The sequence below is a fragment of the Deltaproteobacteria bacterium genome, assembly GCA_009692615.1.
Classification (GTDB): Bacteria; Desulfobacterota; Binatia; order UBA9968; family UBA9968; genus DP-20.
In genome coordinates this window covers 16,693-32,910 of sequence record SHYW01000052.1, presented here as the reverse complement: position 1 = coordinate 32,910, position 16,218 = coordinate 16,693, and the positions used below count along the sequence as shown (strand labels likewise).

Sequence of the window (16,218 nt, the reverse complement as noted above, 5' to 3'; positions counted from 1 at the left end):
CATAAAGCTCCACTGTGAACATCCTTCCAGCCTCCCGATGCCATTCAATAACATCGAGACAGCCTACAGGACCGGTACACTTTTGACCCGCCATTTTCTGCCAGATCTTTGCCGGTTCAGTGGTACACTTTACGCCCGCGATTTATACGTCTAGTCGTTTCTCGTCTTTCATTGTCAGGGTTGTCATCCTTCCACCCTGACATAATTACGTTGCCGTTAACCCCTGACATAATCACTTTGCTACAACAAGTCAGGATTAATTCCTTGACGCCCTCACGTCCTTCACAGTAAGTTATTCCCTGATAGGGGAGTAAACGGTGCGACGAACGACGGCAGAGCTACAAACAGAATCCGAACTCGCGATCCACGCCTCGGGATTCGTGGTTAAGACGGAGGGCGCCTGGACCGAAGCTGGGCTCGCCCAACTGCGTCACTTTCTGCATCTTCGGCGTCTCGATCCATCCGATGACGAGCTGTTGGGCGCGCTTGATCGCGCCAAAGCAGCTTACTTCGAGGCTTCCAACTGTCTTTTTCTCTGCTCCGCCCAGCCCTGTTACAACAAAATCGACTTCGACATGTCGGATCGCGAACTCGCGCGGCTGAGCGCCGATATCGGCGCGCCGATTTCAAAGACCGGCTGCCAAGGCCCTTGCAAACAGGCTCCGGTGCTGTCGCTGCGCATCGGCGACCGGCAAGAAATGTTCGCCGAAGTCGCCAACGAAGACGCTTGGCGCGCCGTGATTCAATACGCGAAAGCGGCGGCGCAAGCCGGCACCTTGCTCGTCGACAGCGGCGCGGCGGAAAAGTTTCGTTTCGATCCGGTGCACGATCACGGCAAACCGAGCGCCCATGTGCAGCCGTTGGAATTTCTCGTCGGCCATTTTCGCGGCGAGGGCAAGTACGCCATGACCGATTACGTCTTTCAAAAAGAAGTCGTCGGCAGTTTCGAAGCCGGTGGCCGTTTTATCTCTCTGCGCATGAACGCCACCTATCCGTTGGCCGACGGCCGCAAGGATGTACACAAAGCCTTGGTCATCGTCGGCGCCGAACCGGCGGGAACGATCACCGCTCACGCCTACACAGACGGCGGCACCGTGCGCGAATACGCCATCGCGCGCAATCAAAGCAAACTAGAATTCGCCGACTTGCCGCCAGGCCACGCCAGCCAGGGGCAACGGGCGCGAAAAATTCTCCAGCCCACCGCCGACGGCTTTGAAGAGCGCTTGGAAGTCGACGCCGGCACCGGCTTTGTTCCCTACTACGTAATTGCCATGCGCAAGATGTGACGCCGGTTCGCAACTCCCGAATCGCGCCACTCAGAAAGAGCAGAAGCCAAATGACTAGGAAACATTTTTTATTTTTTATAAGCGCGATCATCGTCGCGCTCATGCCGCTTCCTCGAATAGCCGGCGCGCAGGTCAAAACCCGCTTGTCCATCGCCACCGGCGGTACCGGCGGGGTTTATTATCCGCTCGGCGGCGGCATGGCGGCGCTGATTTCGAAAATGATTCCCAACACCGAAGCGACCGCGGAAGTCACCACCGCGTCGGTGGATAATGTGAAGCTGCTGCACGGCAATCGCGTCGGCTTAGCATTTTCTCTTCCCGACACCGCTTGGGATGGCTTCAGCGGCCTGCTCAAAGGGCTGCCCGACAAAGCCAACATCCGCGCGCTCATGGCGCTCTACGGCAATTACATGCACATCGTCGCCGTCGACGGCGGCGGCATCAAGAGCGTCGCCGATCTCAAGGGCAAGCGGGTTTCCACCGGCGCGCCTGGCTCAGGCGTGGAAGTGAAAGGGCTGCGCGTGCTCGAAGCCTACGGCCTGACGCCTAAAGATTTGAGAAGCCAAGAGCGTCTCGGCGCCGGCGAATCGGCGGGCGCACTGAAAGACCGCAAGATCGACGCCTTTTTCTGGGACGGCGGCTTGCCCACCGCCGCGGTGCTCGACCTCGCCGCCACGCCGGGAATTAAAATCACCATGATCCCGCACGGCGACGCGGTGGCGAAAATGGTCGGCAAGTACGGCCCGCTCTATTACGTCAGCAACATTCCCAAGGGCACTTACAAAGGCATCGACGAAGATATCCCGGTGGCAGCGGCGACCAACTTGCTCATCGCCAACGAGAAACTAGACGAGAACCTCGCCTACCAAATCACCAAATTGTTTCTCGAAAACACATCCGAGCTGGTTGCCGTGCACAAAGCCGCCGTCGAAATTAATTTGAAAAATGCCGTGGTCGGCTCGCCGATCCCGTTTCATCCCGGCGCGCTGCGCTACTACAAAGAAAAAGGCGTGCGCGTGCCGACGGCGGCGAAATGATTTCGTTGAAAAATAATTTACCCAGTCTCATAACCGGTTTGGTCTGCGCAGCCGTAGTTACGATCATCAATCCAGTAAGCGCCGGGCCCGACAATGGCGGCGACCCCAGCGAATTCTTTGCATCTCTTGCCCCCCCTTTGAAAAAGGGCGGAACGGGGGGATTTTCTCCAGCGGCAACTGCGCAACTCGGCCAAAGAAAATCCCCCTCGGCCCCCCTTTTTCAAAGGGGGAAGCTGACCCAAGCCCAGCCATTGTGCATCGAAGTGACGAATGACCAAGACTTCCATCGTAAAATACCAATGCGCGTCGGCAGCATCTTGCAGGTAAGTTTTCGCCACTCGATCTACGCCAGCCAAGTCGAAGAAGTCTTTTTAATTCGCGCCAACGGTTTCGAACTCAACCAACTGCGCTACAGCGAAGCGCGCTTGGTGGATTTTTACGGCCATGAAGCGGCGACGCGTGACAACGGCGCATGGATCGTCACGCCGGCGCCGGCATTTTTGCCGGAGTTGAAATTGAACCTGAGCGCCGATGCGGCGATGTCTCTGGGCGTCGAAGGCGAAACATTCAATCTACCGCCCGACCGCGCGTATCGAATTACCGTCGGCCCATGCAACGATCACCGCTATGAGTGAAGACAGCATCGATCCCGCCCGTCTCGAAGCGACCCAGCAATTCGTTCAGGAAGAAGAAGGGCCGCGCCGCCAACTCAAAGGCGTCGCCGGTAAAATCACTTCGACTCTCGCCGTCCTCACCTCTTTACTATTTCTTTACTGGGCCTGGGTGTCGGTCACCGCCCAGGTACTACGCTTGGTATTTCTCGGCCTGGCGCTGGTGCTGTCGTTTCTGATTTATCCGGCGCGCGCCAAGGGTCAACATGGCGGCGTGCCATGGCACGATTGGCTGTTGGTCGCCGCCAGCATCGCCGCGGTGGGCTATCCGCTGTGGGATTTTGAAGAGTTCATCTATCGCGCCGCATTGCCGACGCCGCGGGATCAAATTTTCGGCGCTCTGACCATGCTGCTGGTGCTCGAAGCGACGCGGCGCACAACTGGCTGGATACTCCCGCTGGTCGCCTTGAGTTTTCTCGCCTACGCCAGTTTCGGCGCCTACTTGCCGCCGCCCTGGACCCATCAAGGTTATCAACTCGATCGCTTGGTCGGCCACATGTATGTCACGCTCGAAGGAATTTTCGGCGTGCCGCTGGACGTCGCCGCGACATTTATTATTTTGTTTACCATCTACGGTGCGGTTTTGGAATTTTCCAAAGCCGGCGAGTTCTACGTAAATTTTTCATTGGCCGCCACCGGCGGCAAACCGGCGGCAGCGGGACGAACGGTGACGCTGGCGTCATTTCTACTCGGCGGTCCGTCGGGTTCCGGCGTCGCCACTACGGTAACCCTAAGCTCGGTGGCCTGGCCGCTGCTCGCCAAAGCCGGCTACGATAAAGAATCCGCCGGCGGTTTGCTCGCCGCCGGCGGCATCGGCGCGATCATCTCGCCGCCGGTGCTCGGCGCCGCGGCATTTTTGATCGCTGAGTTTTTAAAAGTGTCCTATCTCGAAGTGCTCGCCATGGCGACGATCCCGACGCTGCTTTACTACTGGTCGATCTTCGCCATGGTCGAGCTCGACGCGCGAAAATTCGGCGCCAAGCCGATCCAGGTCGAGGGCGACAACTGCTGGAGCTTGACGCGCAAATACGGTTTTCATTTCATCTCGTTGTTCGCCATCGTTGGCTTCATGATGTGGGGCTATACGGCGATCTTGTCGGTTGCCTATGCCTGCTTGGTCAGCGTGGCATTGAGTTATTTGCGCCGCGACACCGCGCTTTCGCCGACGCGCTTGTGGCAGATGTTGGAGAAAGGCACGTTGGATGTCTTGTCGGTGGCGTCGACCTGCGCGACCGCCGGCATCATCGTCGGCGTGGTCACGCTTACCGGTCTCGGCTTGAAATTTTCCCTGATCATTCTCTCCCTCGCCGGCAACAATTTATTTCTCACCGTGCTCTACACCGCGTTGGCGCTGTGGGTTTTGGGCCTCGCCGTGCCGGTCACGGCCTCTTACATCATCGCCGCGGTCATCACCGCGCCGGCGATGATCAAGCTGGGCATTCCGGAATACGCCGCCCACATGTTTATTTTTTATTACGCCGTGCTCTCCGAAGTCTCGCCGCCCACCGCGCTGGCGCCCTTCGCCGCCGCGGCGATCACGGGAGGCAATCCGTATAAGACGACGATGATGGCGTGGAAATACACTCTGCCGGCGTTCTTAGTGCCGTTCATGTTCACCCTCCATCCCGACGGCGTCGGCCTGCTGCTCAAAGGTAATTGGGAAAATATTATCTGGACCACGACCACCGCCGCCATCGGCTTGGTCGCATTGGCGGCGGGCTTTACCGGTTGGTTGAAAGTGGCAACGACAAAAATCGAAAGATTGCTGCTGATCGCCGCGGGGTTGGTGCTGGTCTATCCGAGTTTGCTCGAGGATATGATCGGCATCGGCCTATTTGCCGTCGCCGCCGCGCTCCAGTACCGGCGCCGAGAATTAGCGCCGAATTGATTGGATCGGAAGATTAAGCCGCGCGCTGTTGTTGGCTGATCAGCAGGCCGCGCACGAAAAGCTGCAAACGATCCCGCTCGCTTTCCTGCCATTGGAGAAACTCGACGCCGATCAAGCGCTCGCGCGTATAGCACACAACCGCGGCGTCGACGACGATGGGGCTCACCGAGTCGGCCACCTGCAGCGACATTTGCAAAACCGTACCGCTCGCCAGCTGCATCGTCGAGCTGAAGCTGCAGCCGCCCATGGAAACTTCCATCGACAAGCCTTGGCCGGTCATATTGTTGGCGTGAAAGATCAAAGGGAAACTGGTCGTCAGACGATCATATTCGCGCTTGTCTTCCGGCACGCGAACATAGCGCACACCCCACTGCGGCATGCGGAAACGCACGCCGCAGAGCTGGCAGCGAAACGGGTAGATAAAGAAAACCCCAAGCAACGTTTCGGCCGAGCCGACAATCGACACGCGCCGAACAAATTGCCGCGAACAGTTGGGACATTTCACTTGCGCCATTCAGTTACCTTCCGCCGTTCATGCTAGTCCAGTCATGGGTCAGAACCGCATTGTAATTTTCCGACGCGACAGTGGCAAGACAAATCTTGCCGGATTATCCGCGCACCGCTGAATAACCATAAAACTTGACCCAAACGCTAAAGATTCGGCGCCCTCAACCGATCTTAGCCGTCGCCCATCAGGTTTTGGCCGGACAGAGATCGCCAAGCGTGCAACCGGCGCAGTTGGGCTTGCGCGCGTAGCAGACACGCCGGCCATGGATAATCAACCGGTGCGAGAAGCCGGTCCACTGCTGAGGCGCAAGAATCCGCGCCAGATCCTGTTCAATCTTAGCCGGGTCCTGTTGGCGCGTCAGGCCCAAGCGGCGCGACAGCCGCCGGCAGTGGGTGTCGACGGCGATGCCCGGAATGCCGAAGGCGTGGCCGCGAATGACATTGGCGGTCTTGCGTCCCACGCCGGCAAGGTCGGTGAGTTGCTCCATCGCCGACGGCACCGCACCGGCAAAATCTTCGACCAACTGCTCGGCGCAATGTTTGAGCGATTTTGCCTTAGCGCGGAACAGTCCGAGGGTGCGAATGAGCGATTCGATATCGCCAATCGGAGCGCAAGCGAGAGCTGCCGGTGTCGGATATTTGTCAAACAACGCCGGAGTAACCTTGTTCACCGCGGCATCGGTGCACTGCGCCGATAAAATCACCGCGATCAGCAATTCGAAAGTGTTGCGATGGATGAGCGGACAGTCGACATCGCCATATAAATTCGCCAAGCGCGCCGCCAACACGTCGGCGCGGCGGGATTTTTCCGCCCAGCTCTCGCGCTTGCGCGCCGGCTTCGCGCCACGAGGCAATTCACCCCGCGGCTGTTCAGCTTCCACGGCTCGCTCGAAAGACGCTCTTGCCGGCGTAAACCGCGCGCTTGCCGAGTTCTTCCTCGATGCGCAGCAGCTGATTGTACTTGGCCGTGCGCTCGCCGCGGCAGGGGGCGCCGGTCTTGATCTGGCCGGCGTTGGTCGCCACCGCCAGATCGGCGATGGTCACATCTTCGGTTTCGCCGGAACGGTGCGACATGACGGTCGTGTAACCCGCGGCTTTGGCGAGCTTCATGGTCTCCAAGGTTTCGCTCAGAGTGCCGATCTGGTTGACTTTGACGAGAATCGAGTTGGCGACGCCGGAATCGATGCCGCGCTTAAGGCGCACCTTGTTGGTGACGAACAGATCGTCGCCGACCAGTTGAATTTTCTTGCCCAGCGCCTGGGTCATCATGCGCCAACCTTCCCAGTCGTCCTCGGCGAATCCATCCTCGATGGAGACGATCGGATACTGGCGCACCCAGTCCTCGTAAAGCTTGACCATATCGGCGCGGCCCCTTCTGCGGCCGTCGGATTTTTTAAAAATATAATTGCCGTCTTCATAAAATTCGCTCGAAGCCACATCGAGCGCCAAGGCGACCTGCGAGCCGGGTTTGTAACCGGCCTTGGCGATCGCTTCGAGCAGCAACTCGATGGCCTCAGCGTTGCTTTTAAGCCGCGGCGCGAAGCCGCCTTCGTCGCCGACGCTGGTCGACAGCCCACGATCGTGAAGAACTTTTTTCAGCGTGGCGAAAATTTCCGCGGCGGCGCGCAGCGCTTCTTTGAAACTTTTCATGCCGTAGGGCACGACCATGAACTCTTGCACGTCGACATTGTTGTCGGCATGGGCGCCGCCGTTGAGGACGTTGAGCATCGGCACCGGCAAAGTTTTTGCCGCCGCACCGCCGAGATAGCGATAGAGCGCCAGCCCATCGGCGCGCGCCTGGGCGTGGGCTACAGCCAAGGACGCGCCGAGGATCGCATTAGCGCCCAGCTTACCTTTGTTGGCGGTGCCGTCGAGATCGAGCATGATGCGGTCGATGGTCGCTTGATCGCGCGCCTCTTTGCCGCGCAACTTGGGCGCGATCTTGTCATTCACATGGGCCACCGCCCGCGCTACGCCTTTGCCGAGAAAGCGTTTGCCGCCGTCGCGCAGTTCCACCGCTTCGTGCACGCCGGTGGACGCTCCCGACGGCACCGTCGCCCGGCCGATGACGCCGTTGGTCAAACGGACTTCCACCTCCACCGTCGGTTGTCCCCGTGAATCCATCACCTCGCGGCCGTGCACTCGTTGTATTTTCATCCACACCCTCCAAAAAATTTTTATTCAGCGCGACAAATTTTTTTGGTATGTTATATTACTTTCGTCGTCATGCCAATTCGTTTTCACTTACGTCTGCCTACAGGATGGTTGCTCTACTTGCTCGGATCGCTGATCCTGGCGGTGGCTCTCGTGACCATCATCGGCGAGCGCGGCGCGCTCCATCTTTGGCGCCTCCACGGCGAAAAGGCCCAACTCGACGAGCAGAATTACCGCATGCAAAAAGAAAATGAAGCGTTGCGCCAGCGCATCGCGCGCATCCGCCACGACGACCAGCATCTGGAAAAGCTTGCCCGCGAAGAGTTGAACCTGGTCCGACCCGGCGACGTTGTCTACCTCTTTCCCAAAAGCGAGTCCCGCGCCAACCGTAGTAGCGGTTTGAGCGATAAGCCCTTGTCGGCGCCCGAATTTGAAGCCAAATCAAATTGATCGCCAAACATGATTTGTGCCCAAGCGCGCCAAGCTTTCGCGGTTAGCAAAGCGGCAATTATTTTTCGTGAAACGTTCGAGGCTGCGGGAAACCGCCTAGGTCTCGTCTTTGAAGACAAAATGGTAGTACTCATCCATATCCATCAAAGCGTCCAACTCCGAATCGTCGGTTAAGCGCACTTCGATCAGCCAGCCGTCGCTGTAGGGATCTTCATTGATGGTGCCAGGATGATCTTCCAAGTGGGGGTTGACGGAAAGCACCGTGCCGGAAATCGGCGCGACCAGCTCGTGCACCGTCGACACCGACTCGATCTCGGCGAAGATTTCGCCTTCCTCGATCTTGTCGCCGATGTCCGGCAGTTCCACCGAGATCACCGCGCCCAGGGCGCCTTGAATATAGTTGGTCAGACCGAGCCGCGCGATGCGGTCTTCGACGCCGACCCAAACATGGAGCTTACTGACTTTTACTTCGTTTTCCGTCATCGGGTTTGCACGATCACTATAAACTTGCCATGAAGCTGTCAAGGGCGTTGCCCATCAAATCTCCAACGCCACGCCGCCTTGACAATCCTGATCGATTCACAGTAGCGCTAATTGTCGTCGACAAATCAAGGAGCAAAGCTGGAGAGAAATTCTTTAGCCGCTGAATAGGACTGAAAATGACCGCTGCAGAACCGCAAATCGCCGCCGCGCGCATCGTCGCCGGACTGAAGAAAGCCGGCATCGATTTCGTCGCCACCCTGCCGGATGAGAAGATGCTCGAAGTGATCCGCGCCGTGGAGACGGATAAAGAGCTGAAACATGTGCCGCTTTGCCGCGAGGAAGAAGGCATCGGCATATGCGCCGGCGCCTATCTGGCTGGGAAGAAGACCGCGATCATCATGCAGAACGCCGGCTTTTTGAACAGCTGCAACGCACTGACGACCACCTCGTTGCAATTGCAAATCCCCATTCTCATGCTGATCTACTACGCCGGCGATATCGGCGACCGCGGCTTTACCACGTTGGGCGCGGTCACCGAACCGGTGCTCCAAGCGCTGGGCTTTCGCAGCTACGTCCTGCGCAAAACCGAAGAGATTGACGAAATCCTCGTCGGCGCGCAGATCCTCGCCGACGATTCGAAGAAACCGGTGGCCGTGCTGCTGACCAAAAGCGTCCTCGGAGTAAAATAATGCAGCGTTATGATTATTTAAAAGAGATCGCCGGCTACGCCAAGGACGCGCTCTGCGTTTCCACCGGCTGGGCGACACGTGAATGGTGCGCAATGCGGCCGAGCGACGGAAATCTCAAAACCCGCACTCTTGGACTTGTGTCATCCATCGCCGCCGGCTTAGCCATCGCGCTGCCGCAGCGTAAAGTCATCGCCATCGACGGCGACGGCGCGTTTCTCATGAACCTCTGCGGCCTGCCGACCATCGCCCGGCAAAACCCCGGCAATCTGATTCATCTGCTGTTCGACAATGAAATCTATGAAGCCTCCGGCGGCACCGTGACCGCGTCGCGAAACTGCGATGCGGTGGCCCTCGCCAAAGGCGCGGGATATGGAAATGCTCGGTGGGTTCAATCGCGGGAAGAATTTCGCGCCGCGTTCCAACGCGCCTGGGAAAAAAATGAGCTGACGTTGATCGCCGTCAAAGTCGATCCCGGCCAGCCCAAAGACTTGCCGCCGCTCAAGCTCGACGAGATCGAGAACAAATATCGCTTCATGCGTTATCTCGAAGCGGCCGAGCACAAACCGATTCTAAATCCGGGATTCGATTCGAAGCTGTGACGGCTCAAGACGCCGTGCCGGTTTTTCTTATTTCACTCTGACCTTGCGCCGCGCTGGCTTTGCGCGCTTCTTTTTCAAGCCGTACCATCGTCGCGCGCGATGGTTTTCCATCCCGTTCAGGCAAGCCGAGCCAATTCCACTGGGCCGGATAACGGCGAATCGCCTGCTCGAGGCAGCGGGTGTAAACGGCGGTGGTCGCCGCAACGCCGGCCTCCATATCTTCGCCCAGCACCGGATCGATGGGAGCGTCGATCGATAGCAGCAACGAATCGTCGGGCTGGCGGGTGGCGAACATCGGCAAGGTTACCGCGCCGGTGCGCAGCGCCAAGGTCGCCGGGCCGCGCGGCGCCGGTATTTTCATGCCGAAAAAATCCACCAGCTGGTCGCCTGATTTGAATTCATCGGCGATCACCAAAACGACGCGATTATTGCGCAGCGCCTTGAGAATGCCGCGCACCGCTTCACGACGCGGCTTGGCGGGGATCGTGTGAATGCCCACTTGGGCGCGATAATCGTCGGTCAATTTCGCGAAGCGTTGATGTCTGGGATGTTTCACCACCACGCTGAAAGGATAACCGTCCGCCGCCAGACGCGCGCAGAGCATCGTGAAGCTGCCCAAGTGCGCGCTCAAGGCGAGCACGCCCTTGCCCTTTTCCAACGCGCGTCGTAGCTCGTCCTCCCCTTCCACCGCCACCATGGCGATGATTTTTTCCTTGGAGAGGTGCATCAACATAGTGGTATCGAACACCGTGCGGGCAAAGTTATGCCAGGCTTGCCATACTAATTCTTTGCGCGCCTCAACGCTGGGAAATTCCTCGCCCATGGCAGCGCCCACGTTTTTCTCCATGCGCTCACGATAGCCAGGCATGAATTGGAACGCACACCAAGCCAGCGACGAAGTGATCGATGTCATCACCCGAAGGGGGACCAAAGGCAGGAAGCCGATGAAACCGCGTAAGGCGTATTCGCCGGCGCGGTAACGCCATTCGTAAAGCAGCTGTCCTAGCGCCGAGCGGCGTCCGAAAATAGCCATGAGTTATTTATGAATTCGATCGCAAAGCTTTTCAAGGTCGGCAATAAGTGGAACGCATACACAGCGGATGCATGCACGTGGCAGCGTTGCCGCGAACTGATAATAGGCCGCGGTGCGTTAACGATTCACCACGCGCTTGAAGCGCCGCCCTGGCTGGCGCGGCCGTGCCATCGCGACGTTGCCGCGGCTTTTCTTAAGCCGGGGCGCCAACTGAAAAACTCTCGCTTGATTACGCTGCGCTAGCGCGTTGCTTTTCCACTCCGCCAGGCCGCGCCGCAGGTACGCCGGATCGAATTCGAGCATCTCGCAAACGCTGTCGAAAGCGAAAACCGCGTCCGCGCCTTTTTTCGCTACCCAATCTTCGGTCTCGCGAAACAGCGCCTTGCCTTTGGCCTCTGTGGCGAAAACATATTTTTGATAGCAGGCGATGGCGTCTTCGAGGATCGCCAACAGCAGCTTCTTTTCCGGTTCCAAGTGCACCTTGCGCCGAAAGGTGTCGAGATACTGATCTGGCAACAAAGTATCCGGCTGAAACAATGATGACACTCGCTCTTCCATACTTAGTCCCGAATCGTACGCCATAAAATCCATCCCGTTAGGGCGCAGCTTGATCTGGGGATTAACCGCCAAACGGTGATCCCAGTCACGCCGCACTCGAAAGAGAAGAGGAGCCGATAATTTCCCGGCAAGGCAACCGCCGTAGTCCGGCGATGGTCGTCCGGCTGAGCACTTCCATGACTCTATTTTGCACTTCGCTCCACACCCCGATCATCGTGCAGCGCGGCATTTGATCGCAGCCGAGATGCTGGTCGATGCAGGCGTTCACCGCGATCGGACCTTCGAGCGCTTCGATCACGTCGCAAAAAGAAATCTCTTCCGCCGCCCGCGCCAAAAGGTAACCGCCCGCAGATCCGCGCTTCGATTTCAACAATCCGCCGCGCACCAAATCCTGGATGATCTTTTCCAAAAACTTTCTCGGCACGCCTTGTTTGCTGGCGATCTCACCGATGGCGCAGCATTTCTCGGGCTCCTGGTCGGAAAGGTAAATAACCGCGCGCAAACCGTAATCCACCCGCCGCGGATTTTGCATGAGCGCCATATTCTTACTCCCTCACCCCATGGGTGGCTGCCGTCGCGCCCCGTTCGATTTGCGGCTGGGGCTTGTTTGCCAGCCGGCCCAACGCCGAAAACCCTTGTAAGCGTTGGACGATGGCGGGCACCTTTTCGTTCACGAAACTAACTTCATCCTGAGTATTAAATTGGCTCAAGCTAAAACGCACCGCGCCTTGAAGCCAGTCCGCCGGCACGGCCATGGCGCGGAGCACATGGGACGGCTCGGCAGAACCGGCGGTGCAGGCGGAGCCGGTGGAAGCGCAAATCCCTTGCTGATCGAGCAAGACCAGAATCGACTCGCCTTCGAGATAACGAAAACTGATATTGAGCGTGTTCGGCAAGCGCGTTTCTTTGCCGCCATTGACTCGGCTCTCCGGACAAGAAGCGAGCAACAAAGCCTGCAAGCGATCGCGCAACGTGGCAACGTAAGCAGCGTCGGCGGCGATGCGCGGCAGCGCGACCTCCGCGGCTTTGCCCATGGCAATAATGCTCGCGACATTTTCGGTGCCGGCGCGGCGATTTTTTTCCTGATGGCCGCCGATTAGAAACGGCGGGAAGGTGATGCCCCGGCGAACGTACAAAGCGCCGACGCCCTTGGGCGCGTGAAACTTGTGGCCGGAGATGGTCAACAGATCGATCGGCAGCTCGCTGACGTGCATGGGAATTTTGCCGGCGGCTTGGACCGCATCGACGTGAAATGGAATTCCCTTGGCACGCGCCATGGCACCGATCTTTTCAATCGGAAAAATCACCCCGGTCTCGTTGTTCGCCCACATGATCGAGACCAGCGCGGTGTCATCGGTCAACGCGCTAGCAAGCTCGTCCAAATCCAGCGCGCCCTCTTGATCGACGCTCAGCCAAGTGACCCGGTAGCCTTTTTTCTCTAAATGCTGGCACAAACCGAGCACGGCGGAATGTTCGACTTTGGTCGTGACGATATGGCGTTTGTCCGGCCGCGCTTCGAGCATGGCGCGAATCGCCGCGTTGTCCCCTTCGGTGCCGCAGCTGGTAAAAATCACTTCAATTGGATCCGCCGCGCCGAGTAGCGCCGCGACTTGATCTCGCGCATGAGCGATCTGGTCGCCCACCGCGCTGCCAAAACGGTGAATGCTCGAAGGATTGCCATAATGCTCGGTGTAAAACGGCAGCATCGCCTCGGCAACTTCCGGCAGCACTTTCGTGGTCGCGTTATTATCGAAATAAATTTGCATGCAACTCACAACTAAACACTAAGAACTAAAAATTGTCTTACCCCACGCTGCCTTCAAGACTGACGCCCAATAATTTTTGCGCCTCGACCGCAAACTCCATGGGCAGCTCTTTGAATACCTGCTTACAAAAACCGTTGACGATCATGTTGACCGCGTCTTCAGTCGAGATGCCGCGCTGGCGGCAGTAGAACAGCTGATCCTCGCCGATCTTCGAAGTCGACGCTTCATGCTCGACCTGCGAAGCATTGTTGAGCACTTCCAGATACGGGAACGTATGCGCGCCGCACTTGTCGCCCAGCAATAACGAATCGCACTGCGAATAGTTGCGCGCGCCGCTGGCGCCTTTCATGATCTTCACCAAGCCGCGATAGGTATTTTGGCCGTGGCCGGCGGAAATGCCTTTGGAAATGATCGTGCTCTTGGTGTTCTTGCCGATATGAATCATCTTGGTGCCGGTGTCGGCCTGCTGATAATTGTTGGTCAGCGCCACGGAATAAAATTCGCCCACCGAATCGTCTCCCTGCAAAATGCAGCTTGGATATTTCCAGGTGATCGCCGAGCCGGTCTCTACTTGCGTCCAGGAAATCTTCGAGCGCTCGCCCAAACACTTGCCGCGCTTGGTGACGAAGTTATAAATGCCGCCCTTGCCTTCCTTGTCGCCGGGATACCAGTTCTGCACGGTGGAATATTTGATCTGCGCATCTTTGTGCGCCACCAGCTCGACCACCGCGGCGTGCAATTGATTCTTATCGCGCATCGGCGCGGTGCAGCCTTCGAGGTAGCTTACCACCGCGCCCTCGTCGGCGACGATCAAGGTGCGCTCGAACTGGCCGGTGTCGGCGGCGTTGATGCGGAAATAAGTCGACAGCTCCATCGGACAGCGCACGCCTTTGGGAATGTAACAAAAAGAGCCGTCGCTGAAAACCGCGGCGTTGAGCGCGGCGAAAAAATTGTCGCTATAGGGCACCACCGAGCCGAGATATTTCTGCACCAACTCGGGATGGTCGTGCACCGCTTCTGAAAATGAGCCGAAAAAAATTCCCAGCTCGGCGAGCTTGCCCTTAAACGTCGTCGCCACCGAGACGCTGTCGAACACCGCGTCGACGGCGACCCCGGCGAGCCGCTCTTGCTCCATCAGCGGAATGCCCAGCTTGGCGTAGGTCTTGAGCAATTCGGGATCGACTTCTTCCAAACTCTTAGGTCCGTCGTTTTTGTTTTTCGGCGCCGAGTAATAGCGAATCGCTTGGTAGTCGATGGGCGGATAGTGCACCTTAGCCCAAGTGGGTTCGGCTTGGGATTTTTCCAACTTCGTCCAGTGACGATACGCTTTGAGGCGCCATTCGAGCATAAACTCCGGCTCGTTTTTCTTCGCCGAAATTAGCCGGATGACATCTTCGTTCAATCCCGGCGCAACCGTGTCCGCTTCGATGTCGGTGACAAAACCATACTGGTATTCGCGACCGGCGAGTTCTTCGACTGTTTGTGTTGCCATCTGGTAATCCTAACTTAAACCGTAAACGACGCACCGCAGCCGCAGGCTTTTTTGACGTTGGGGTTTTGAAACACGAAGCCCGACTGCATCAGCTCATCCTTGTAATCGAGCTCCGTGCCGGTCAGATAAAGTAAACTTTTCATATCGACCAACACCTTGGCGCCGTCTTTTTCGAAAACCTTGTCGCTGCCTTTAGGCAAATCCAAATCAACTTTGTACTGCAGCCCCGAGCAGCCGCCGCCGACGACTTTGACGCGCAAGCCCTGGCCGTCGCGACTCTCGGCGCTGATCAATTCTTTGATCCGCGCCGCCGCCCGCTCAGTGACACTCACTCCCATCGCCATAATGCCGCTCCTATTTATCCCGCTCGTTTCTGCTGCTTGGCCATTCTTGCTTTATAGCGCGGCGAAATCTCTCGTAGCCGCCGCACCTCTTCGACGACGCGCTGAATCGTAAAATCAATTTCTTCCGCGGTCGTGAACCGTCCCAAACCGAAACGAATCGCGCTGTAGGCCAACTCATCGGCCAAACCGAGCGCTTTCAAAACGTAGGACGGCTCCAAGCTCGCCGAGGTGCACGCCGAACCGGTCGAAACAGCGATCTCTTTCAAGCCCATCAGCAGAGATTCGCCTTCTATGTCGGCGAAGCTCACGTTCAAATTACCCGGCAGCCGCTCCACCGCATGGCCGTTCAAGTAAACCTCATCGAGCTCGGCGAGAATGCCATCTTTCAGCCGCTCGCGCAGCGCGATCAGCCGCTCGCCTTCCGCGCTCATTTCTTTTTGCGAAATCTCACAGGCTTTGCCCAAACCGACGATGCCGGGAACATTCAAAGTTCCCGAGCGCATGCCGCGCTCATGGCCGCCGCCGTCGATGCTTGGCGTCAATTTAACTCTCGGCTTGGTCGAGCGCACGTAGAGCGCGCCGACGCCCTTGGGCCCGTACATTTTATGCGACGTCAGGGACAATAAATCGATGCCCATCGCCTCGACGTTGATCGGCACCTTGCCGACGCCTTGGGTTGCGTCGGTGTGAAACAAAATATTTTTTTCTTTGGCCAGCCGGCCGATCTCTTTGACTGGATTGATCGTGCCGATCTCGTTGTTCGCCGCCATGATCGAGATAAGAATCGTCTTGTCGGTAAGCGCCGCTTTGAGCCGCTCCATGTCGATCAGACCGTCCGAGCGCACCGGCAAGTAGGTTACGTCATAGCCATGTTTCTGCAAAACCTTGCAGCTGTCGAGCACCGCCTTGTGTTCGGTCACGCAGGTGACGATGTGGTTGCCTTTATCGCGATAGGCTTCGGCGACGCCTTTGATCGCCAGATTGTCGGACTCAGTGGCGCCGCTGGTGATGACGATCTCTTTCGCCGACGCACCGATCAACTTGGCGATCTGCTCACGGGCGCTGTCGACCGCCGCTTCGGCTTCCCAGCCATAGGCGTGGCTCTTGCTCGCCGCGTTACCGAACTTGTCGGTGAAATACGGCAGCATCGCCTCCAACACCCGCGGGTCCACTGGCGTGGTCGCATGGTTGTCCAAATAGATCGGTGTCTGCACTGCCATGTCCTTTAAATTCTCAATCACAGACTGAATCAGTCTGATAT

General features: G+C 57.8%; 18 protein-coding genes. 7 read left to right on the top strand and 11 right to left on the bottom strand.

What is annotated here, in order from left to right:
• Positions 1-317 precede the first annotated feature (317 nt).
• From EXR70_13900 to EXR70_13885, 4 genes are read left to right on the top strand one after another with little or no spacing between them, the layout of a single operon-like run.
• A complete protein-coding gene (locus EXR70_13900; protein MSP39576.1) occupies positions 318-1,286 on the top strand; it encodes a (2Fe-2S) ferredoxin domain-containing protein in 969 nt (322 codons plus the stop codon).
• A complete protein-coding gene (locus EXR70_13895; GenBank protein MSP39575.1) occupies positions 1,283-2,323 on the top strand; it encodes a TAXI family TRAP transporter solute-binding subunit in 1,041 nt (346 codons plus the stop codon). The genes EXR70_13900 and EXR70_13895 overlap by 4 nt, the downstream gene beginning before the upstream one ends.
• Complete coding sequence (locus EXR70_13890; GenBank protein ID MSP39574.1) at positions 2,320-2,958, top strand: DUF1850 domain-containing protein; 639 nt, start codon at positions 2,320-2,322, stop codon at positions 2,956-2,958. Before EXR70_13895 ends, EXR70_13890 begins: the two co-directional genes overlap by 4 nt.
• Positions 2,951-4,882, top strand: a complete 1,932-nt coding sequence (locus tag EXR70_13885) for a TRAP transporter fused permease subunit (protein MSP39573.1) — start codon at positions 2,951-2,953, stop codon at positions 4,880-4,882. Before EXR70_13890 ends, EXR70_13885 begins: the two co-directional genes overlap by 8 nt.
• Before the next feature lie 13 nt (positions 4,883-4,895).
• Here EXR70_13885 and EXR70_13880 read toward each other — a convergent pair whose 3' ends face one another.
• From EXR70_13880 to EXR70_13870, 3 genes are all read right to left on the bottom strand, one after another.
• Positions 4,896-5,396 carry a PilZ domain-containing protein gene (locus tag EXR70_13880; protein MSP39572.1) on the bottom strand — a complete coding sequence of 167 codons (501 nt, stop codon included), beginning with the start codon at positions 5,394-5,396 and terminating at the stop codon, positions 4,896-4,898.
• A gap of 178 nt (positions 5,397-5,574) precedes the next feature.
• Positions 5,575-6,243: an endonuclease III gene (gene nth, locus EXR70_13875; protein MSP39571.1), complete on the bottom strand. Its 669-nt coding sequence runs from the start codon at positions 6,241-6,243 to the stop codon at positions 5,575-5,577.
• Positions 6,244-6,259: 16 nt separating this feature from the next.
• Complete coding sequence (locus EXR70_13870; protein MSP39570.1) at positions 6,260-7,546, bottom strand: phosphopyruvate hydratase; 1,287 nt, start codon at positions 7,544-7,546, stop codon at positions 6,260-6,262.
• A 69-nt stretch (positions 7,547-7,615) separates the two neighbouring features.
• On the opposite strand from EXR70_13870, the gene EXR70_13865 reads away from it, so the two are divergent.
• A complete protein-coding gene (locus EXR70_13865; GenBank protein ID MSP39569.1) occupies positions 7,616-7,993 on the top strand; it encodes a septum formation initiator family protein in 378 nt (125 codons plus the stop codon).
• 96 nt (positions 7,994-8,089) lie between these two features.
• Here EXR70_13865 and gcvH read toward each other — a convergent pair whose 3' ends face one another.
• Complete coding sequence (gcvH, locus tag EXR70_13860) at positions 8,090-8,476, bottom strand: glycine cleavage system protein GcvH (GenBank protein ID MSP39568.1); 387 nt, start codon at positions 8,474-8,476, stop codon at positions 8,090-8,092.
• Positions 8,477-8,652: 176 nt separating this feature from the next.
• On the opposite strand from gcvH, the gene EXR70_13855 reads away from it, so the two are divergent.
• The gene (locus EXR70_13855; GenBank protein ID MSP39567.1) at positions 8,653-9,165 is read left to right on the top strand and encodes a sulfopyruvate decarboxylase; all 513 of its coding nucleotides are present in this window, start codon (positions 8,653-8,655) and stop codon (positions 9,163-9,165) included.
• Entirely contained in the window at positions 9,165-9,764 is a 600-nt protein-coding gene (locus EXR70_13850) for a hypothetical protein (GenBank protein ID MSP39566.1), read from the top strand. The genes EXR70_13855 and EXR70_13850 overlap by 1 nt, the downstream gene beginning before the upstream one ends.
• A gap of 4 nt (positions 9,765-9,768) precedes the next feature.
• On the opposite strand, the gene EXR70_13845 is transcribed toward EXR70_13850, so the two are convergent.
• The 7 genes from EXR70_13845 to EXR70_13815 all read right to left on the bottom strand — a co-directional run bounded on the left by EXR70_13845 (position 9,769) and on the right by EXR70_13815 (position 16,177).
• The gene (locus EXR70_13845; GenBank protein ID MSP39565.1) at positions 9,769-10,797 is read right to left on the bottom strand and encodes a hypothetical protein; all 1,029 of its coding nucleotides are present in this window, start codon (positions 10,795-10,797) and stop codon (positions 9,769-9,771) included.
• 117 nt (positions 10,798-10,914) lie between these two features.
• Positions 10,915-11,379: a hypothetical protein gene (locus EXR70_13840; protein ID MSP39564.1), complete on the bottom strand. Its 465-nt coding sequence runs from the start codon at positions 11,377-11,379 to the stop codon at positions 10,915-10,917.
• A gap of 61 nt (positions 11,380-11,440) precedes the next feature.
• On the bottom strand, positions 11,441-11,896 hold the full coding sequence (locus EXR70_13835) for an Rrf2 family transcriptional regulator (protein MSP39563.1): 456 nt from the start codon (positions 11,894-11,896) through the stop codon (positions 11,441-11,443).
• A 4-nt stretch (positions 11,897-11,900) separates the two neighbouring features.
• Positions 11,901-13,121 (bottom strand): cysteine desulfurase NifS, encoded by a 1,221-nt coding sequence (nifS, locus tag EXR70_13830; GenBank protein ID MSP39562.1) that lies wholly within the window; start codon positions 13,119-13,121, stop codon positions 11,901-11,903.
• Between the two features lie 37 nt (positions 13,122-13,158).
• A complete protein-coding gene (gene sufB, locus EXR70_13825) occupies positions 13,159-14,613 on the bottom strand; it encodes a Fe-S cluster assembly protein SufB (protein ID MSP39561.1) in 1,455 nt (484 codons plus the stop codon).
• Between the two features lie 14 nt (positions 14,614-14,627).
• Positions 14,628-14,957, bottom strand: a complete 330-nt coding sequence (locus tag EXR70_13820) for an iron-sulfur cluster assembly accessory protein (GenBank protein MSP39560.1) — start codon at positions 14,955-14,957, stop codon at positions 14,628-14,630.
• Positions 14,958-14,971: 14 nt separating this feature from the next.
• Entirely contained in the window at positions 14,972-16,177 is a 1,206-nt protein-coding gene (locus EXR70_13815; protein MSP39559.1) for an IscS subfamily cysteine desulfurase, read from the bottom strand.
• Between the last annotated feature and the right edge of the window lie 41 nt (positions 16,178-16,218).